The 19,442-nt window shown below is 65.9% G+C and carries 15 protein-coding genes, 1 tRNA gene and 1 pseudogene; all 17 read right to left on the reverse strand.

Annotated features, from left to right (window positions below; genetic code table 11):
* Positions 1-9 precede the first annotated feature (9 nt).
* Positions 10-741: pseudogene (locus CAL15_RS10045) on the reverse strand (YoaK family protein); the annotation flags it as partial.
* Between the two features lie 55 nt (positions 742-796).
* On the reverse strand, positions 797-2,353 hold the full coding sequence (locus CAL15_RS10050; RefSeq protein WP_086078461.1) for a PAS domain-containing sensor histidine kinase: 1,557 nt from the start codon (positions 2,351-2,353) through the stop codon (positions 797-799).
* Between the two features lie 257 nt (positions 2,354-2,610).
* On the reverse strand, positions 2,611-3,567 hold the full coding sequence (locus CAL15_RS10055; RefSeq protein ID WP_086081028.1) for a Bug family tripartite tricarboxylate transporter substrate binding protein: 957 nt from the start codon (positions 3,565-3,567) through the stop codon (positions 2,611-2,613).
* A gap of 124 nt (positions 3,568-3,691) precedes the next feature.
* A complete protein-coding gene (locus tag CAL15_RS10060) occupies positions 3,692-3,934 on the reverse strand; it encodes a hypothetical protein (RefSeq protein WP_086078462.1) in 243 nt (80 codons plus the stop codon).
* 161 nt (positions 3,935-4,095) lie between these two features.
* Positions 4,096-4,174 (reverse strand) — tRNA-Ile (locus tag CAL15_RS10065).
* A gap of 7 nt (positions 4,175-4,181) precedes the next feature.
* The gene (rpoD, locus tag CAL15_RS10070; RefSeq protein WP_086078463.1) at positions 4,182-6,431 is read right to left on the reverse strand and encodes an RNA polymerase sigma factor RpoD; all 2,250 of its coding nucleotides are present in this window, start codon (positions 6,429-6,431) and stop codon (positions 4,182-4,184) included.
* A gap of 794 nt (positions 6,432-7,225) precedes the next feature.
* The gene (gene dnaG / locus CAL15_RS10075; protein WP_086078464.1) at positions 7,226-9,331 is read right to left on the reverse strand and encodes a DNA primase; all 2,106 of its coding nucleotides are present in this window, start codon (positions 9,329-9,331) and stop codon (positions 7,226-7,228) included.
* 49 nt (positions 9,332-9,380) lie between these two features.
* Positions 9,381-9,593 carry a 30S ribosomal protein S21 gene (rpsU, locus tag CAL15_RS10080; RefSeq protein WP_006218592.1) on the reverse strand — a complete coding sequence of 71 codons (213 nt, stop codon included), beginning with the start codon at positions 9,591-9,593 and terminating at the stop codon, positions 9,381-9,383.
* 302 nt (positions 9,594-9,895) lie between these two features.
* Positions 9,896-10,435 carry a phosphoribosyltransferase gene (locus CAL15_RS10085; protein ID WP_086078465.1) on the reverse strand — a complete coding sequence of 180 codons (540 nt, stop codon included), beginning with the start codon at positions 10,433-10,435 and terminating at the stop codon, positions 9,896-9,898.
* Between the two features lie 13 nt (positions 10,436-10,448).
* Complete coding sequence (locus CAL15_RS10090) at positions 10,449-11,744, reverse strand: adenylosuccinate synthase (protein ID WP_086078466.1); 1,296 nt, start codon at positions 11,742-11,744, stop codon at positions 10,449-10,451.
* Between the two features lie 83 nt (positions 11,745-11,827).
* On the reverse strand, positions 11,828-12,985 hold the full coding sequence (locus CAL15_RS10095) for an ATP phosphoribosyltransferase regulatory subunit (protein WP_086078467.1): 1,158 nt from the start codon (positions 12,983-12,985) through the stop codon (positions 11,828-11,830).
* A gap of 198 nt (positions 12,986-13,183) precedes the next feature.
* Entirely contained in the window at positions 13,184-14,089 is a 906-nt protein-coding gene (gene hflC / locus CAL15_RS10100) for a protease modulator HflC (protein WP_086078468.1), read from the reverse strand.
* Between the two features lie 17 nt (positions 14,090-14,106).
* Positions 14,107-15,396 (reverse strand): FtsH protease activity modulator HflK, encoded by a 1,290-nt coding sequence (gene hflK / locus CAL15_RS10105; protein WP_086078469.1) that lies wholly within the window; start codon positions 15,394-15,396, stop codon positions 14,107-14,109.
* Positions 15,362-16,468 carry a GTPase HflX gene (gene hflX, locus CAL15_RS10110; RefSeq protein WP_086078470.1) on the reverse strand — a complete coding sequence of 369 codons (1,107 nt, stop codon included), beginning with the start codon at positions 16,466-16,468 and terminating at the stop codon, positions 15,362-15,364. The genes hflK and hflX overlap by 35 nt, the downstream gene beginning before the upstream one ends.
* Positions 16,469-16,642: 174 nt before the next feature.
* Positions 16,643-16,879 (reverse strand): RNA chaperone Hfq, encoded by a 237-nt coding sequence (gene hfq, locus CAL15_RS10115; protein WP_003810707.1) that lies wholly within the window; start codon positions 16,877-16,879, stop codon positions 16,643-16,645.
* A gap of 111 nt (positions 16,880-16,990) precedes the next feature.
* Positions 16,991-18,070, reverse strand: a complete 1,080-nt coding sequence (gene hisC / locus CAL15_RS10120) for a histidinol-phosphate transaminase (RefSeq protein ID WP_086078471.1) — start codon at positions 18,068-18,070, stop codon at positions 16,991-16,993.
* Positions 18,067-19,428: a ribosome biogenesis GTPase Der gene (der, locus tag CAL15_RS10125; protein ID WP_086078472.1), complete on the reverse strand. Its 1,362-nt coding sequence runs from the start codon at positions 19,426-19,428 to the stop codon at positions 18,067-18,069. The genes hisC and der overlap by 4 nt, the downstream gene beginning before the upstream one ends.
* Positions 19,429-19,442: the final 14 nt, after the last annotated feature.

Consider the following 19,442-nt stretch of genomic DNA (forward strand, 5'->3'; position numbering starts at 1 on the left):
CCGGCGGCACAGATCGTCGAACACGGGCACGGCCGCCAACACCAGCAACAGTGCCGCCAGCGGCAGCGTGGCCACGAAGCCAACCTGCGCAAAGCCCAATGCGCCGCTCACGCCGCCGGCGAAGAACAGCAGGATCAGCGCGCCCAGCATCCTGAGTTTCTCGCGGTTCGCACGCACGAATGGCGTACGCTCGTCCGACGCTGCTGCATTCCAGTACAGCAGCTTGCCCAGTTCGATGCCCACGTCGGTGACCATTCCCGTGACGTGCGTGGTACGGATCTCCGCCCGCGACACCTTGGTCACCATGGCGTTCTGCAAGCCCATGATGAAGCACAGCACCATCACGGTAACCGGCACGAACAGCCAGCGCGACTGCCCCAGATGACCGCCCAGCAGGCCAAAGCACACCAGCAGGATGGCCTCGAGCACGAGCGGCAGCGCGTATTCGCTGCGCAGGTGCGACCGCCGGGCGAGATTGATGATGACAGCGGACACGGCCGAGCCGGCCATGAATGACAGCAGCGCGCCCAGCCCCTGCAGGAACAGGCCGCTCCAGCCCAGTGCCGCGTAATCTGCCATGCCGGACACGATGCCGGACATGTGCGAGGTGTACTGCTGCACCGCCAGGAACCCGCCGGCATTGGTGGCGCCCGCCACGAAAGTGAGGTAGCAAGCCAGTTGCCGATTGGCCTGTGGACTGCGGGCGTGGCCCGTCAATTGGCGCAGATAAGCGATCGGCATGGCGTCAGGAATACACCGGGTGCACCGATTCTACGCGCATCGCCCCCAGGTAGGGCTACTTCGAAAGCGTGGCCATCAGCAGATCGAGCGAATACGGCTTCTGCACCAGTTCGAACCCATGCGAGCCCTGCTCGGCCAGGATGTGGCTGTAGCCGCTCGTCAGGATGACGCGGATGGACGGCCATTGCGCGCGTATCCGCTGGGCCAGCTCGACGCCATTCATGCCGGGCATCACCACGTCCGTGAACACGATGTCGAAGCCGCCCTGCTCCTCTTCGAGGGCACGCAGCGCCGCGGCCGCGTCCAGCACCCAGGCCGGCTCCTGCCCCATCTCGATCAGCAGGTTCCTGACGAACGCGCCGACCGTCTCGTTGTCCTCGACCACCAGGATCTTGCGTCCCGGCAACTCGCGAGACGCCGCGCCGTGGATGGAGGCGGACGACTGCTCGAGGGTGTCGCGATCCGCCTTGGGCAGGTACAGCGTAAAGGTCGTGCCCTCTCCGACCGCGCTGGCCACGTCGACGTCGCCGCCGGATTGCTTGACGAAGCCATAGACCTGGCTGAGCCCCAGGCCCGTACCCTTGTCCATGGCTTTCGTGGTGAAGAACGGTTCGAAGATGCGTTCGATGACGTCGGCCGGTATGCCCTCGCCGGTATCGCGCACGGACAGGGCCACGAAGACGCCCGGCGCCGCCGCGTGCCTGGACGTCGACGGCAGCCCGTCCACCAGGTCGACGTCGAGATGCAGCTCGCCGCCCTTGGACATCGCGTGTTTGGCGTTGATGACAATGTTCAGCAGCGCCGCCTCGAACTGTCCGGGGTCGGCATGCACGACACACGGCTGCCGCGACATCGTCGCCGACACCTTGATCAGCGCACCCACCGTGGTGCCGATCAACTGGCGCATGCCTTCGACACGCTCGCGCACGTCGAAGTACTCGGGCGCCAGCGGCTGGCGGCGCGCGAATGCCAGCAGCTGCCGCGTCAGCAGGGCGGCGCGCTCGGCGGTCTCGATGATGGCGTTCAGGTAGCGCGTGCGCTTTTCGTCGGTGATAGTGGGACGCCGCAGCAGTTCGGCCGACGACCGGATCACCGTCAAGAGGTTGTTGAAATCGTGCGCGACGCCGCCCGTCAGCCGCCCGATGGCCTCGATCTTCTGCGCATGGTGCAGTTCGTCGCGAGCCTTCTGGACTTCCTCGGCGGCGCGCTTGCGCTCGGTGATGTCGCGCGTGACCTTGGCGAATCCGATCAGCTCGCCCGATTCGGTACGGATGGGATCGATGACGACGTGGGTCCAGAAACGCGACCCATCCTTGCGCACGCGCCACGCTTCGGCTTCGAAGCGGCCTTCGTTCGCCGCGATATCCAGCGCCTTGCGGGGCATGCCGGCGGCGCGGTCCTCGGGCGTGTAGAACAGCGAGAAATGGCGGCCGATGACCTCGTTGGCCGTGTAGCCCTTGAACCGTTCGGCCCCTGAATTCCAGCTGCTGATATATCCATCCGCATCCAGCATGTAGATGGCGTAGTCTTTCACGGCCTCGACCAGCAGCTGAAAGCGCCGCTCTCCGGTGAGCAGTTCCGAGATGACGGGTCGGCGCTCGGGAAAGGTCATGGCGGGAGGTTCTCCAGATTGTCTTGGCGGCCGGCGCTGGGCCGCGGCGTGCGCGTATCGCGCGGAGGCCCTGCCGCCAGGCGGAACGGATTCAAGGGATTATGCACCACTGAGCGGCAACAAGACGTCGCGTGCACAACTCGGGCCCTGCGAATGGCGCAGGAATACGACGGATTCGTAACAAAGCGGCGCACTAGGCCAGCACTTTGTGTACCTGTGCGGCACGCTGGCCTGGATTGCGCGCTCGCCCCTCGTGCTCAATCGACTTGCGCACCGGAAGCCTTCACCGCCTCGCCCCATTTCTTGACTTCGCCCTGCACGAAGCTAGCCGTGGCAGCGGGCGTCATGATCATCGGTTCGGCGCCGCGTTCGCGCAGGTAGGCCTGCATGGCAGGCGTGGCGAGCAGAGCGCCGATGCGGACGTTGAGCAGCGAAATCACCGACTTCGGCGTACCCTGCGGCGCCAGCACAACCGCCCAGCCGATGGCTTCGAAGCCGGGATAACCGGACTCGGCCACGGTAGGCACGTCGGGCATCTGGGGCAGCCGTTCGGCCGTGGTGACGGCCAGGGGAATGGCCTTGCCGCTTTGCACGTGCGGCATGGCCGCGGTGACCGAGTCCACCATCAGAGGCACCTGGTTGCCCAGGAAATCCGCCTGTGCCGGACCGCTGCCCTTGTACGGGATGTGCCGGATGTCGAGATCGGCGGCGGCCTTGAACATCTCGGCCGACAGGTGCTGGGTGCCGCCGACCCCGGCGCTGGCGTAGGCCAGCTCGCCGGGTTGCGCGCGCGCCGTGTTCACCAGCTCGCCCATCGTCTTGATGCCCGACTTGGGATTGGCCAGGAACACCAGCGGCACCGAGAACATGCCGGATACCGGATCGTAGTCATCGGACAGGCTGTAGTCGAGTTTCTTGTACAGCGTCTGGTTGACGGCCGCAGCGCTGCCGGCCACGACCAGCGTATAGCCGTCCGCGGGCGAACGTGCCGCCTGCGTCATGCCGATGTTGCTGCCGGCGCCGGCGCGATTGTCGACGATGATGGGTTGCTTCAGGTCGGCGCCCAGGCGTTCGGCCAGCGCGCGCGCGAAGATGTCGGTGGCCTGCCCGGGCGGGAAAGGCACGATCAGCCGGATGGGGCGTTCGGGATAATCGGCATGGGCGGCGAAACCGGCCGCGGCCAGCGCGATGCCGGCGATCAGGTGCTTGAACATGGCGGAACTCTTGCTGAAACGAGCCGCCATTGTAGAAGATCGCCCGCGGAGGAGGCGCCATGGCCGCCATGCATGTGCGCGCGTCACGCGTTCGCGGGCCTTTCACGGCCCGCGATCGGCGCCTTCATTCCACCTTGAGCCGATACTCCGCCTGCGCATCGCGCACCACGCGGCGCACCACTTCTTCGTAGATGCTGTCGCCGTCGTAGCGCGGAATGTCCCAGTTGGGGCCAGCCCCGGCGTCCTCGATCAGCAGCGGCGGCGGAATCACCACCTCGGCACTGCCCATCGACCGGGTCATGCGGTTCACCGCCTGCTGCACCGCCTGCTGGATCTCTTCGGCGGATGCATCTTTTTTCTGCGTCATGCCAGTCTCCTGTTCAACGTCGTATGACCATGGTAGGTCAATACCGCTCGTCCACAGGTCACCATCCATGACCGATGTGAGCAACGATGAGCGTCGAGCGCGGGCTCCGGCGGCATGAAAAAGGGCCGGCGGGCATATGCCCGCCGGCCCTTTCCGCGTCTTGGTAGGCCCCCCGAGAGTCGAACTCGGCACCAACGGATTATGAGTCCGCTGCTCTAACCAGGCATGAGCTAGAGGCCCTGAAAACTTACTGCCCTTCCAGGAAGCTCTTGAGCTTGTCGGCGCGACTGGGGTGACGCAGTTTGCGCAACGCCTTGGCCTCTATTTGACGGATGCGCTCGCGGGTGACGTCGAACTGCTTGCCGACCTCTTCGAGCGTCTGGTCGGTGCTCATTTCGATGCCGAAGCGCATGCGCAGCACCTTGGCCTCCCTGGGGGTGAGCGAGTCTAGCACTTCCTTGACCACATCGCGCATCGAACCATGCAGCGCAGCGTCCGAAGGCGCCAGCGTGGACGTGTCCTCGATGAAGTCGCCCAGATGCGAATCGTCGTCGTCCCCGATGGGCGTTTCCATCGAGATCGGCTCCTTGGCGATCTTCAGGATCTTGCGGATCTTGTCCTCGGGCATGTCCATCTTCTGCGCCAGGGTCGCGGGATCGGGCTCGGCGCCCGTTTCCTGCAGGATCTGGCGGCTGATCCGGTTCATCTTGTTGATCGTTTCGATCATGTGGACCGGAATGCGGATGGTGCGGGCCTGGTCGGCGATCGAGCGCGTGATGGCCTGGCGGATCCACCACGTGGCGTACGTGGAGAACTTGTAGCCGCGCCGGTACTCGAACTTGTCCACCGCCTTCATCAGGCCGATGTTGCCCTCCTGGATCAGGTCCAGGAACTGCAGGCCGCGGTTCGTGTACTTCTTGGCGATGGAGATCACCAGGCGCAGGTTGGCCTCGGTCATTTCGCGCTTGGCCTTGCGGGCCTTCGCCTCGCCGGTGGCCATGCGCTTGTTGACGTCCTTGAGGTCCTTCAGCGGCAGCACCACGCGGGTCTGCAGGTCGATCAGCTTCTGCTGCAGTTCCTGCACGGCAGGAATCTGGCGCTCGAGCGTCTCGGCGTACGGATGGCCGGCGGCCGCCTCGTCGATCACCCACTGCAGGTTGGTCTCGTTGCCGGGGAACACCTTAAGGAAGTGCGAGCGCGGCATGCCGGCGCGGTCCACGCAGGTGTGCAGGACGGCGCGCTCGAGCTGGCGCACCTCTTCGACCTGGTTGCGCAGCGTATCGGCCAGCTTCTCGACCATCTTGGCCGTGAAGCGGATGCCCATCAGTTCGTTCTGGATGCTTTCCTGAGCCTTGACGTACGCGTCGGACTTGTAGCCGTCCTTCTCGTACGACTGGCGCATGCGCTCGAACTGGCGGCCGACTTCGTCGAACTTGGACAGGGCCTTCACGCGCAGATCTTCCAGCTGCTTGCTGGACATGCCGCCCGCCGGGCCTTCGTCGTTCTCGTCCTCGTCGGCGGACACGCCGGCGCCGGCGTACTCCTCGCCGTCTTCCGGATCGACCAGGCCGTCGACCACTTCATCGATCTGCACCTGGTTCTCACGCACGCGCGTGATGTGTGCCAGGATCTCGTTGATGGTGGTCGGACACGCGGAGATGGCCATCACCATGTGCTTCAGGCCGTCTTCGATGCGCTTGGCGATTTCGATTTCGCCTTCGCGCGTCAGCAGCTCGACCGAACCCATCTCGCGCATGTACATGCGCACGGGGTCGGTGGTGCGGCCGAAGTCGGAATCCACGGTGGTCAGCGCGGCCTCGGCTTCGTCCTCGACGTCGTCATCGTTCGAGGCCACCGGAGCGTTCTCGCTCATCAGCAGGGTTTCGGCGTCGGGAGCCTGGTCGTAGACCGCGATCCCCATGTCGCTGAACGTGCTGATGATGCCGTCGATGGCTTCGGCGTCGACCAGATCGTCGGGCAGATGGTCGTTGATTTCGCCGTAGGTGAGATAACCGCGGTCCTTGCCCAGCTTGATCAGCTGCTTCAGGCGGTTGCGGCGCGCTTCGTATTCTTCGGGCGTGACGGGGCCGCGGGCGATCAGATCCTTGGGATCACCCTTGCCGCGCTTGCCGCCACGCTTGGGCGGCTTCAGGTCGGGCAGCACTTCGCCCTCGCCGTCCATCGGATCCTCGAAGCCGTCGGAGTCGTTGTTGGCGTTCTTCGCCGGACGACCCGGGCGGCGGCCGGTGCCGCCGGCAGCGGGACGCGCGGCGCCGACCAGGTCGGCGAGCTTGTCCTCGGCCTTTTTCGCGCGCGCAGCCGGCTTGTCGGCGGCAGCCACCTTCTTGGCGGCGGTCTTGGCCGCCGTCTTCGCGACCTTCACCGCAGCCTTGGCAGGCGCCTTTTCCGCCGCCATGCTGACGGCACGGCCGGCCGACTTGGTCGGGACCTGGTCCGTATCGATTTCAGAGGTGGATTTGCCTGTGGGTCTGGTCATAATCGCTTCCGTCGTCATCGCAACCCATATAGGGAGGCTGATTCACGTGCACGTCGCTGCGCGAGCCCCTCGCGCAACGTCCAGGCACGGGTAAAACCGGCAGTTCCGGCTGGAATCGCGCGACCGCGTTGGGCGCGGCACGGCTCGGAGAGCCTAGCCCTGCCTTCTCCGGCCCGCTGGGGCACGAAGGCATGTGGCATCGCAATTCCGTTCGAGGCGTCCGACCGGGCAGCGGGGGAAGTTGTCGTGCCTGTAACAGGCTGGCCAGCTTGCCGGATCATCCGCGCATCGCTGTTCGACGCAATACAACTTCCTGCCTCGCCGCCGGCAGCCGGTACGGATCGAACCGCCTGACTTGCCGTCTGGCATACTGCATTACTGACAATTCTGGTAATAAATACCTACCGCATACAAACTTTGCCGGAAACCCAGCGGCCCGCCTAGTGGCGCGAGCAACTGAAGGCAACTACCGGTAACAGCTCCGCGCCAGGCTTCGTGCGCATGCCAGCAAAACTGGCACCTGGCTATATAACGGCCTACGGCGGCGCCATCGTAGGCCCGGCCCGCCCCGCGGTGTTCCCTCGGTCTCTTCCGGGTTCTCCCCGTCATTCCGTAGTCGGCCGGCACGTAGTGGGCTGGCACATGATCGGCTGGCACGTAGTTGGCTGCACGTAATCGGCTGCACGTAATCGACTGCAGTTCGACGTCGGTTCCGGTCCTGCTTGCACAATCGCAACGCCTATGGCACCCGTGCGGCAAGCACCCTTGAACGAAAACCCTAAATATTACCGCAATTAGCACGTCCCCGCATTTTTTAAGACCAGCAATCGTGCCGACAGTTCCTGGTACCGGCGGAGCGCCTCCTCGGAACCGAGGCCCTGCCTGGCCAGCGCCGCGATCTCGCCCTGGACGGTGCCGTACTCGATGCGACGCAGGGCGTCGTTCCATTCGACCTGCGGTTCGGGCAGGTCTTCCTGGGCCAGGATCTCGGCGCGTAGCCCCTTCAGCGCCACGTACAGGTCGGAATCGGCGTCGGCCGCCTCGAGCAGCGCTCCTACATGGCGAGCGCCGCTGGACTGCGCCAGCATGATGAGGTCCCTGACCAATCCCAGATGGGGGTCGCGGTCGATGACTTCAAGCTGTTGGTCACCCATTCCGTCGACCAGTTCCGGATGGGCCAGCAGCAGGCACAGGAGCTTGCGCGCCAGCGAGGGCATGGTGCGCCGCCCCTCGAAACCGCGCTCGCCCTCGTCGCGACGACCTTTCCAGTCGCCTTTGCCTTTGCCCTTCCAGTCGCCCTTGCCTTTCCAATCGCCCTTGCCCTTCCACTCGTTCTTGGCGCCGCGCCCTTGCCGACCGCCGGGTTCGCCGTGCTGCTGCGAGTCGCCGCCGTAGGGATCCATGTCGACATAAGGCTCGACGTCGTAGTCGGGCTGATAGCCGTCGGGCGCGAAATGGCCGTCGTGCTCCCACGACGGCGGCCCCTCTTCGCCAGCGTAGCTGTCGCGAGCGCCGCCGCCGTCGCCGACAGCCGCTTTGCGAACGGCGGGAGCCTGCGCGGGCGGTTCGGCGCCCATCGCATTTCCGGCCAGAGGCCCGCGCGACTTCTGCTGGCGGGCCAGCACCTGCGCCATTTCCTCGGGCGTCAGCATCACCTGACGCGCCAGCTCGCGCTCGATCTGCAGTCTCAGGGCGCATTCGGGTATGGTCGCCAACAGGGGACCGGCCTCGTGCAGGCAACTGGCGCGCCCCTCGGCCTCGCCCAGGTTGTGCCGTGAGGCCAGTTCGTCGAGCAGGAAACGCGACAGGGCCGCCGCCTCGCCCAAGCTGGCGCGAAAGGCATCGCCGCCGAATTCGCGCACGTAGGAATCCGGATCGTGCTCGGCCGGCAGAAACAGGAAGCGGATGCTGATGTCGTCGCGCAGGACCGGCAGGCACGCCTGCAAGGCGCGCCAGGCCGCGCGCCGGCCCGCCTTGTCGCCGTCGAAGCTGAAGACGACCTTGTCGCTGGCGCGCAGCAGTTTCTTCACGTGCTCGGGCGTGGTGGCCGTGCCCAGCGTGGCCACCGCGTTGGCAATGCCCAGCTGCGCCAGTCCGACCACATCCATGTAGCCTTCCACCACGATCACCACGCCCTCCTGGCGGATGGCCTGGCGGGCCTCCCACATGCCGTAGAGCTCCTGCCCCTTGGAGAAGACCGGCGTCTCGGGCGAGTTCAGGTATTTGGGCTCGCCCTTGCCGATTACCCGGCCGCCGAATCCGACCAGGCTGCCGCGCGCATTGCGGATCGGGAACATGACCCGTTCGCGAAAGCGGTCATAGCGGCGGCCATCGTCGGACTCGATGACCAGCCCGGCTTCCACCAGAGTGGGATCGTCGTAGTTGTCGAAGACCTTGGCCAGGCCGTGACGGTCGGTGCCGGACCAGCCCAGCCCGAAATGCGCGGCGATCGCGCCGGTGAGGCCACGCTGCTTCAGGTAGGCAATAGCCTGCGGCGATGCGCGCAGCTGGCGCAGGTAGTGCGCCTGCGCCGCATCCAGCACCTGGGTATGGCGGGAGACCTCGGCCTTGCGGCGGGCCGATTCGGCCTGCAGGCGAGGACTGCGAGGTTCTTCGGGAACCGTCATGCCCACCGAGCCGGCCAGCGTACGAACCGCTTCGGGAAAGCTGGCGCCGGTGTGTTCCATCAGGAACGTGATGGCGCTGCCATGGGCTCCGCAGCCGAAGCAGTGATAGAACTGCTTCGTGGGGCTGACGGTGAAGGAAGGGCTTTTCTCGTTATGAAACGGACACAGGCCAAGCAGATTGGCCCCGCCCTTGCGCAACTGCACATATCGCCCTACGACGTCCGCGACGTCGACCCGGGCGAGCAGATCCTGAATGAATGATTCCGGGATCAATAAATTCTGGGATCAGAGAGGCTGCCGCGAGCAACCGACCCGGATGGGATCAGTACAGGCGCGGAGGCAGTTGCTGGCTACGAATCCGCTTGTAGTGGCGCTTGACGGCGGCGGCGTGCTTGCGCTTGCGCTCGGCCGTGGGCTTTTCGTAGAACTCGCGCGAACGCAGTTCGGTGAGCAACCCGGTCTTTTCGATGGTGCGCTTGAAGCGACGCAGAGCGGCTTCGAACGGTTCGTTTTCCTTCAGTCGAACGATAGGCATAGAGGTGGTTGGCCTGCTGTTGAAAGGTAAAAAGTTCGTGCCCGTCCAGAGCCGCTCGCTGCGCACTGCTTGTACACATACAATGCACATGCTCATACACGCGTTATGCACACGGTTTGCACATAGTTATGCACACCCATGCGCGCGGCCAGCCCGACAGGCAAAAAAAGGGGCTATGACGCAAAAATCCCGATACAAGATCGGTGGTAACCCGGGAGTTTAGCACGCGTGCCGGGAAAACCACCAGTCTTTTCATCAAGCACAGCGACAGACGTGTCGCCGGCGTGGCGGGGCCGGAACAATCAGTCGGCCGAGCCCTTGCGGATCCAGGCCTCGAGCTGGTGAGGCCGCAGGCTGTCGTAGTCTTCGAAGGGCTGGTGGATCCAGGGATTGGTGGGCAGCTTGTCGACGTAATAATCGGGCGTGGCCTGCGAATGCCCTTTCCACCACAGCACGGCGCTGCGCAGTTCGGTGATAGCCGGAAACTGCTTCTGCAGGTGCTCGCGAACCCGATTGAAGGTCAGCCCGGTGTCGACCATGTCGTCGACCAGCAGCACCCTGCCCTGCGGCGCGCCGCGCGTGATGGTGATGAACTGCGCGATGTCCAGCGCGCCCTGCTTGGTGCCGGCCGCCTCGCGATAGCTGCTGGTGGCCAGGATGCCCAGCGGCACGTCGAAGATGCGCGACAGCACGTCGCCCACCCTGACCCCGCCGCGCGCCAGGCACAGGATCACGTCGAATTTCCAGCCGGACTGGTACACCTGCAGGCCCAGGCGCTCGATCAGGCGGTGATACTCGTCCCAGGAGATCCACAGGTCACGGTCGGTACTGCCTGGCTGCATCTTCTATGGCTCCTCAGCCCTTCAGGGGGTGGCGCAACACGATGGTTTCGTTGCGGTCAGGGCCGGTGGACACCAGGTCGATCGGCACGCCGCACACTTCGGCCACGCGCTCGAGGTAGCGGCGGGCATTGGCCGGCAGCTTGGCGTACTCGGTGATGCCCACGGTGGATTCGCTCCAGCCTGGCAGCTCTTCCAGCACGGGCTGTGCCTGCGCCACGGCGTGCGCGCCGTACGGCAGCACGTCGCGGAACTCGCCGTTGACGCGATAACCCACGCCGAGCTGGATGGTTTCCAGGCCATCGAGCACGTCGAGCTTGGTGATGCAAAGGCCCGAGATGCCGTTCAGGCGCACCGAGCGCTTGAGCGCGGCGCCGTCGAACCAGCCGCAGCGGCGCGGGCGGCCGGTGACCGATCCGAATTCCTTGCCGATGGTGGCCAGCCGCGTGCCGATCTCGTCGACCAGTTCGGTGGGGAACGGGCCCGACCCGACGCGCGTGGTGTAGGCCTTGGTGATGCCCAGCACGTAGTTGAGCGACTGGGGGCCGACGCCGGCGCCGGCCGAGGCCGCGCCCGCCAGGCAGTTGCTGCTGGTGACGAAGGGATAGGTGCCGTGGTCGACGTCGAGCAGCGCGCCCTGCGCGCCTTCGAACAGCAGGTTCTTGCCTTCCTGCTGCAGGGCGTACAGGTTGCTGGAGACGTCCTTGACCATCGGCGCGATGGCCGGCGCCAGCGCCATGGCCTGGTCGCGCACTTCGTTGGCCGAGATGGCCTCGGCGCCCAGATACTGGGTCAGCACGAAGTTGTGATAGTCCAGCACTTCGGCGAGCTTCTCGTCGAACAGCGCGGGGTTGAAGAGATCCTGCACGCGGATGGCGCGGCGCGCGACCTTGTCTTCATAGGCGGGCCCGATGCCGCGGCCCGTGGTGCCGATCTTGCCTTCGCCCTTGCGCGCCTCGCGCGCCTTGTCGACGGCCACGTGGTACGGAAGGATCAGCGGGCAGACCTCGGAGATCTGCAGGCGCGAGCGCACGTCCAGGCCGGCGGCCTCGAGCTCCTGGATCTCGTTGAGCAGGGCCTCGGGCGAAAGCACGACGCCGTTGCCGATGTAGCAGGTGACGCCGGGATGCATGATGCCGGACGGGATCAGACGCAGGATGGTCTTCTTGCCGTTGATCCACAGCGTATGGCCGGCATTGTGCCCGCCCTGGAAGCGCACGACGCCTGAGACGGACTCGGCCAGCCAGTCGACGATCTTGCCCTTGCCTTCGTCACCCCACTGGGTGCCGATCACGACTACGTTCTTGCTCATGGTGAAATCAGATCTAGAGTTTCTCGGGAAATCCGGAAATCTCCCCACGGGCCCGTCCGGAGGGACGGGGGTTAGTCATCAAATCAAAGCGTCCTGACGGTCCAGGCGCCATCCTGCAGCACCAGTTCGCGATCGCAGACGAATTCATCCTGGCCATGTTCGTGGCCAGGCAGCACCTGCACCACCACCTCGCCGGCGCCGCGCAGGCTGCGCACTGCTTCGGCCAAGGCCGGATCATGATTCCAGGGAGCCCGCACCGCGGGCGCACGCTCGGCGGGCGGCAGCCCGGCGGCCAGCTTGCGCAGGTCCAGGCTGAAACCGGTGGCCGGACGCGCCCGCCCGAAGGCATGGCTGACGTTGTCGTAGCGGCCGCCACGCACCAGCGCGTCGTGCCAGCCTTCGGCGTACAGCGCGAACGTAACGCCCGAGTGGTAGGCATAGCCGCCCACGTCGGCCAGGTCGATGCTGACCGCCACCTGGGGCAGCGCGTCGAGCAGCGTCTGCAGCGCGTCGAGCGCGGCGGCGATGCCAGGCAGCGGCGGCAGGACGCCGCGCGCCTGCGCCAGCACCTCGGGTCCGCCGTACAGGTCGGTGAGCGCGCGCAGCGCCGCCAGCGTCTGAGGGCCCAGCGGCGCGGCGCCCTGTCCCAGCTCGAGCAGCCCGGGAGCGTCTTTCTCGCGCAGCAGCATGATGATGGCGTCGGTGTTGGCCGACGCGACCGGATCGGACTGCAAGATGGCGTGCAGCACGCCCGGATGGCACAGGTCGAGCCGTGGCTGCCGCACACCGGCGATCTCGAGGGTCTCGAGCACCAGGCGCAGGATCTCGAGGTCGGCCTCGACCCCCGCATGGCCGTAGATCTCGGCGCCGATCTGCAGCAGTTCGCGGCTGGACAGCAGGTCGGCGGGACGGGCGTGCAGCACGTTGCCGCAATAGCAGAGGCGCGTGATGCCGGCACGGTTGAGCAGGTGCGCGTCGATGCGCGTGACCTGCGGCGTCATGTCGGCGCGCACGCCCAGCGTACGCCCCGACAGCTGGTCCACCAGCTTGCAGGTGCGCAGCGTGAGGTCGCTGCCCGTGCCGGACAGCAACGAATCGATGTACTCCACCAGGGGCGGCGCGACCAGTTCGAAGCCGTACGTGCGATACAGATCGAGCAGTTTGCGCCGCAGCTCTTCGATGCGCCGGGCTTCGGCCGGCAGGACATCGGCAAAGCCTTCGGGCAGCAACCAGTTACCCATGAAAAATGATCCGGATGACACCCGCGCGCCGCGCGGGGCGTTGCCAAAACAAAAACGGCTGAGAGGGCGTAAGCCCCGCTCAGCCGTATGCGGAATGTTTTCTAGCTTACGCGGCATTATACATGCATCGCGCGAAGGCATGACCGGCGGGGCGCGTGGCCCCGCGCGGCGCGGCCCGGCAAACCGGACCGGTGCTGCTTACGGGCGAGGCGCCGCGGCGGGCGCGGGCCGCATCGAGGCGTTCGGGTCCTTGAAGTAGCTGAAGAACTCGGAGCTGGGGTCGACCACCAGCACGTCGCCCGACTTGGAGAAGGCCGCTCGGTAGCCCTCGAGGCTCTTGTAGTAGTCGTAGAACTCGACGTTCTTGCCGAAGGCTTGCGCGTAGATGTTGCTGGCCTGGGCGTCACCCTCGCCCATGACCGCCTGAGCCTTCGCATAGGCCTGGGCCACGATGACCTCGCGCTGCCGGTCGGCTTCGGCGCGGATCTTCTCGCTTTCCGCCGCGCCGATCGAGCGCAGTTCGTTGGCCACGCGGGTACGCTCGGCTTCCATGCGGCGGTAGACGGACTCGGAGATCTCGGGCGCGAACTCGATGCGGCGCAGGCGCACGTCGACCACTTCGACGCCCAGCGGCTGGGCGCGGTGCGCGACGTTCGACAGAATCTCGGCCATCACCTTGTCGCGCTGCGTGGAGACCACGTCGCTGACCGTGCGGACGTTCACCGAGGCGTTCAGCGCGTCGCGGATCTGGGCCTGCAGGCGCTCCTGGGCGGCGCGTTCGTTGCCGCCAAAGGTGATGTAGTACAGGCGCGGATCGACGATGCGCCACTTGACGTACGAGTCGATCAGCAGGTTCTTCTTTTCGGAAGTCTGGATGCGCTCGGCATCGGTGGATTCGATGGTGAGGATGCGCTTGTCGACGGTGACGACGTTCTGGAACGGCGGCGGCATCTTGAAGTACAGGCCGGGCTCGCTGATGACTTGGCGCACCTCGCCCAGCGCGAACACCAGGGCGTAGTCGCGCTCGCGCACGATGAAGACGCAGGATGACAGTGCGGCCAGGACGACGAGCAACCCGACCAGGATGGGCATGAGACGTGGCATGATCCGGATTCCTCGGGTTAGCGCGACATGCGGTCGCGGGTCAGCGTATTGCCGGCAGCGCCGCCGCCGGACGACGAGGATCCGGTCGTGCGCGGAGGCGGCTGCGGCACCGCGGGCTGGCTGGCGCCGGGCAGGCCGAGGCTGGGCGAGGACGCCGGCTTGCCGCCGTCCTTCGCGGTTTGCTGCATGATCTTGTCCAGGGGCAGGTACAGCAGGTTGCTGTTGTTGCCCGAGTCCACCATGATCTTGCTGGCGTTGGTGAAGATCTCTTGCATGGTCTCGAGGTACATGCGCTGGCGCATGACTTCCGGCGCTTTGTCGTACTCGGCCAGGATGGACGTGAAGCGCGCGGCATTACCCTGCGCGTCGCCGACCACCTTGGCCTTGTAGCCCTCGGCCTGCTCGATCATGCGCGAAGCCTGGCCGGACGCCAGCGGCACGACCTGGTTGGCGTACGCCTGGCCCTCGTTGATCTGGCGCTCGCGATCCTGCCCGGCCTTGACGGCGTCGTCGAACGCGGCCTGCACCTGTTCGGGCGGCTGCACGTTCTGGATGGCCACGGTGCTGACCTGGATGCCGGCGGCATAACGATCGAGGATCTGCTGCATCAGCGCCTGGACCTCGGTGGCGACCTCGGTACGGCCCTCGTACAGCACGAAGTCCATGGGCTTCTTGCCGACAATCTCGCGCATGGCGGTTTCGGAGGCCTGGCGCACCGAGTCGTCGGGGTCGCGCATTCTGAACAGGTAGTCCGGCGCGCCATCGGCGCGCAGGCGGTACTGCACCACGAACTGCATGTCGACGATGTTCTCGTCGGTGGTCAGCATCAGCGCTTCGGGCAGAACCTTGTTGCGCGCGTTGCCGCGGAAGCCGACCTCGAAAGTACGCAGCTGCGAGATGTTGACCGTCTCGTGGCTTTGGATGGGATAAGGCAGGCGCCACTGGAAGCCGGCGGGCGCCGTGCTCTTGTATTTGCCGAACTGGGTGACCACGGCCACCTGGCCTTCCTGCACGATGAAGAAACCGCTGGCCAGCCACAGCGCCACCAGCACCGCGGCGATGACGCCCAGGCCGATGCGCGTGCCGCGCGGCGATGGAGGCGTGACGCCGCCGCCCCGATTGGGCCGGTTGCCGCCGCCGCGGCGGCCGAACAATGCGCCGATGCGGTTATTGAAATCGCGCCAGACCTCGTCGAGGTCGGGCGGACCGTCTTCGTTCCTGGGGCGGCGCGGCGGCTCGTTGCCGTTGTTGTTGCCGCGCCCCCAGCCTGGGTCATTCAGATTGAAGATCTTGGTGATTCGACGCATTGTTTCCCACAATCTGGCCGGTTTCTGCAATTGCCCCGCGCAACGCATCCAGACCGGCGCGCTCGGTGGCGCTTACGAATATGCGCGCAATCGTACCATGTGCATCACGCTCGGCCCGGGGCTCCAGGCCTGCCCTGTCTATCTTGTTGTAGACCAGAATGGTAGGTATGTCGGCGGCGCCGATCTCGGCCAGCACCTTGTTCACTTCGGCGATCTGTTCGTCGCGCTGGGGGCTGGCGGCATCGACCACGTGCAAAAGCAGGTCGGCATGCACGGTCTCTTCGAGCGTGGCCCGGAATGCGGCGATCAGGTTGGGCGGCAGGTCGCGAATGAAGCCTACCGTGTCGGACAGCACCACGGCCCCTGCCCCTTCGATCCAGATGCGCCGCGTGGTGGTGTCCAGCGTGGCGAACAGCTGGTCGGCCGCATAGGCGCCGGCACGCGTCATCGCGTTGAACAACGTGGACTTGCCGGCGTTGGTATAGCCCACCAGCGAGACGGACAAGGCGCCGCCTCGCGCGCGGGCGCGGCGCTGGGTGACGCGCTGGCGCTCGACCCGGTCCAGCCGTTCGCGCAGCAGCCTGACCTTGGCGCCGATCATGCGGCGGTCCATTTCGAGCTGCGATTCGCCGGGGCCCCGCATGCCGATACCGCCGCGCTGTCGCTCCAGGTGGGTCCAGAGACGCGTCAGGCGCGTGGCCAGGTGCTGCAGCTGGGCCAGCTCGACCTGCAGCTTGCCCTCGTGGCTCTTGGCGCGCAGCGCGAAGATGTCGAGGATCAGGGCCACGCGGTCGACCACGCGCAAATTGAACTCGCGCTCGAGGTTGCGCTGCTGGGCGGGCGACAGCGGCTGGTCGAACAGGATGATGTCGGCCAGCTGCCCCCGCGCCATGGCGACGGCCTCTTCGACCTTGCCCGAACCGATGAAGTACTTCGCGTCGGGCCGGTCGCGGCGCGCCGTGAGGGTGCCGGTGATCTCGGCCCCCGCGCCACGGGCCAGCATGGCGAACTCGTCGGCATGCGCGGCATGGTCCGGGCTGCCGAGATCGACGCTGATGATCAATGCACGCATGCTAGGAATTTCTCGCTTGCCGCGCGGCCGGCGCGCGGCGTGTATACGGGGCGCTCGCCAGGCGGGCGCCGGACCGCCGCGATGCGGCAGCCATGAAAAATGGTCGCCCAGCGAAAATGCCCGCCGGCGCGAAACGCGCGGCGGGCAGCAAGGGGTACTGCTGGAGCCGAAGGTTTATTCAGCGGGGACTTCCACCTGGAAATTGACGGCCCTGGCCGGAACGACGGTGGAGATGGCATGCTTGTAGACCATCTGCGTGACGGTGTTGCGCAGCAGGACCACGTATTGGTCGAAAGATTCGATTTGCCCTTGAAGCTTGATGCCGTTCACCAGGTAAATGGACACGGGCACATGTTCTTTGCGCAGCGTGTTGAGGAACGGATCTTGCAGAGTTTGCCCTTTATTGCTCATTGGCCAGGCTCCTTTTGTTTTGAATAGCGGCAGCAGACGCCGGAATACGTACTCTACCGGGTTTTCCCGGCCCGTGCCACTTGGCCCGGGACCAATATGCCACTAGAGATTTCAGCCTTGAACCAGCGCACGCAAGGCCTCGAGCAATGTCGTGCATTGCGGCTCGGTGCCCACTGTGATGCGCAGGAACTGGTCGATGCGCGGGTGACGAAAATGGCGCACGATGATGCTGCGTTCGCGCAGTCCGGCGGCCAGGCCTGCGGCATCGTGACCGGGGTGGCGGGCAAAGACGAAATTGGCCGCCGAAGGCAGCACCTCGAAGCCGAGGTCCTGCAGGCCCGCGGTCATGCGCGCGCGGGTTTCCATCACGGCCTTGCGCGTGCGCTCGAAGTGCCCCACGTCGTCCAGCGCGGCCGCCGCGCCGGCTTCGGCCACGCGGTCGATCGGATAGGAATTGAAGCTGTTCTTGACCCGCTGCAGTCCGTCGATCAGCGCCTCGTGGCCGATGGCGAAGCCCACTCGCAGGCCGGCCAGCGACCGCGACTTCGACAGGGTCTGCACCACCAGCAGGTTCTCGTGGCGCCCCACCAGCGGTGCGGCCGACTGCGCGCCGAAGTCCACGTAGGCCTCGTCCACCACCACCACGCACTGCGGATTGGCGGCGACGATGCGCTCGACCTCGTCCAGTTCGAGGGCGCGGCCCGTGGGCGCGTTGGGATTGGGGAAGATGATGCCGCCGGCAGGCCCCCGCCCGCCGGCGTCCGGCAGGTAATCGTCGGGGTCGATGCGGAAATCGTCGGTGAGCGGCACGGGTTCGTGCACGACGCCGTACAGGCCGCAATACACCGGATAGAAGCTGTAGCTGATGTCCGGAAAGCGCAGCGGCGCGGGCTGCTGGAAGAACGCCTGGAACACGTGGGCCAGCACTTCGTCCGAGCCATTGCCCACGAACACCTGATCGGGCGACACGCCGGCGCTGGCGGCTGCGGCCTGGCGCAGGCGGTCGGAGGCGGGATCGGGATACAGGCGCATCGAGTCGTCGCACGCGTCGCGCATGGCCTGCAGCGCCCGGGGCGACGGCCCGTAGGGGTTCTCGTTGGTGTTCAGCTTGACCAGATTGGTCAGCTTGGGCTGCTCGCCCGGCACGTACGGACTTAGCGTGCCCACCACCGGGCTCCAGTAGCGGCTCATTTGTTTTCCTGCTGCGCGTAAGGATTGTGCGAAGACTTGAATTCGATGCGCAGCGGCGTACCGGCCAGCTTGAAGGCCTCGCGGAAACGCGTTTCGAGATAACGGCGGTACGACTCCGGAATGGCATCCAGCGCATTGCCGTGGATGATGACCAACGGAGGATTCTGGCCGCCCTGGTGGGCGTAGCGCATTTTGGGACGGAAGATGCCCTTGCGAGGCGGCTGCTGCTGTTCGACGGCAGCCTGCAGCTCGCGCGTGAGCTTCGGCGTGGACAGCTTGGCGAAGGCGGCCGCGTGCGCGGCATTGACGGATTTCAGCAGGGGCTTGATGCCCACGCCTTTCAGTGCCGAGATCGTGTGGACCTTGGCGAAGGAAAGGAAGCGCAGCTTGCGCTGGAACTCGCGCTCGATCTGCTCGCGCTGGTCGGCGTCCAGTCCGTCCCATTTATTGATGGCCACCACCACCGCGCGCCCGGTCTCGAGCACGAAGCCGGCGATGTGGGCATCCTGTTCGGACACCTCGGTCTGGGCGTCCAGCACCAGCACGACCACGTTGCATGCCTCGATGGCCTGCAGCGTCTTGATGACCGAGAACTTTTCGATGGCCTCGAAGACCTTGCCGCGCTTGCGCAGGCCCGCCGTGTCGATCAGGGTGTAGCGCTTGCCGTCGCGCTCGAAATCAATTTCGATGGCGTCGCGCGTGGTGCCTGGCAGGTCGAAGGCGATGACGCGCTCTTCGCCCATCAGGGTGTTGATCAGCGTGGACTTGCCGACGTTGGGACGGCCGACGATGGCCAGCTTGATGCGGTGATCCGGCGCCTGCGCGTCGGCCTGGTCCTCGGCCTCGTCGACCGGCGGCGCCAGGTCTTGCAGCGCGATTTCGATCAGCTCGGCGATGCCGTCGCCATGCGCGGCCGAGATGGGGTGCGGCTGGCCCAGCCCAAGCTCGTGGAAGTCGCCGGTGGCGGCTCCCGTATTCATGCCCTCCGCCTTGTTCACCGCCAGCAGCACGCGCTGCTGGCCGGACTTGCGCAAGAGCCGCGCGATCTCGTGGTCGTGGGCGTTGACGCCGGCCCGGGCGTCGACCAGGAACACCACCACGTCAGCCTCGGCGATGGCCTGGCGCGTCTGACGCGCCATTTCCATCAGGATGCCCGTCTTGGCCACCGGCTCGAAGCCGCCCGTGTCGATGACGATGAAGGGCGTATCGCCCACCCTGCCCTCGCCGTAATGCCGGTCGCGCGTGAGGCCGGCATAGTCGGCCACCAGCGCCGCGCGCGAACGCGTCAGGCGGTTGAAGAGGGTCGACTTGCCCACATTGGGACGACCGACCAGGGCGACGACAGGCTTGAAGGACACGGTAGAAGAACGGA

Source organism: Bordetella genomosp. 13, from assembly GCF_002119665.1.
GTDB lineage: Bacteria > Pseudomonadota > Gammaproteobacteria > Burkholderiales > Burkholderiaceae_B > Bordetella.

Coding starts and splice junctions, on each gene's coding strand:
- CAL15_RS10050 (WP_086078461.1), bottom strand. CDS start 2,353: ATGACCTTTCCCGAGCGCCGACCCGTCATCTCGGAACTGCTCACCGGA.
- CAL15_RS10055 (WP_086081028.1), bottom strand. CDS start 3,567: ATGTTCAAGCACCTGATCGCCGGCATCGCGCTGGCCGCGGCCGGTTTC.
- CAL15_RS10060 (WP_086078462.1), bottom strand. CDS start 3,934: ATGACGCAGAAAAAAGATGCATCCGCCGAAGAGATCCAGCAGGCGGTG.
- rpoD (WP_086078463.1), bottom strand. CDS start 6,431: ATGACCAGACCCACAGGCAAATCCACCTCTGAAATCGATACGGACCAG.
- rpsU (WP_006218592.1), bottom strand. CDS start 9,593: ATGCCTATCGTTCGACTGAAGGAAAACGAACCGTTCGAAGCCGCTCTG.
- CAL15_RS10085 (WP_086078465.1), bottom strand. CDS start 10,435: ATGCAGCCAGGCAGTACCGACCGTGACCTGTGGATCTCCTGGGACGAG.
- CAL15_RS10090 (WP_086078466.1), bottom strand. CDS start 11,744: ATGAGCAAGAACGTAGTCGTGATCGGCACCCAGTGGGGTGACGAAGGC.
- CAL15_RS10095 (WP_086078467.1), bottom strand. CDS start 12,985: ATGGGTAACTGGTTGCTGCCCGAAGGCTTTGCCGATGTCCTGCCGGCC.
- hflC (WP_086078468.1), bottom strand. CDS start 14,089: ATGCCACGTCTCATGCCCATCCTGGTCGGGTTGCTCGTCGTCCTGGCC.
- hflK (WP_086078469.1), bottom strand. CDS start 15,396: ATGCGTCGAATCACCAAGATCTTCAATCTGAATGACCCAGGCTGGGGG.
- hflX (WP_086078470.1), bottom strand. CDS start 16,468: ATGCGTGCATTGATCATCAGCGTCGATCTCGGCAGCCCGGACCATGCC.
- hfq (WP_003810707.1), bottom strand. CDS start 16,879: ATGAGCAATAAAGGGCAAACTCTGCAAGATCCGTTCCTCAACACGCTG.
- hisC (WP_086078471.1), bottom strand. CDS start 18,070: ATGAGCCGCTACTGGAGCCCGGTGGTGGGCACGCTAAGTCCGTACGTG.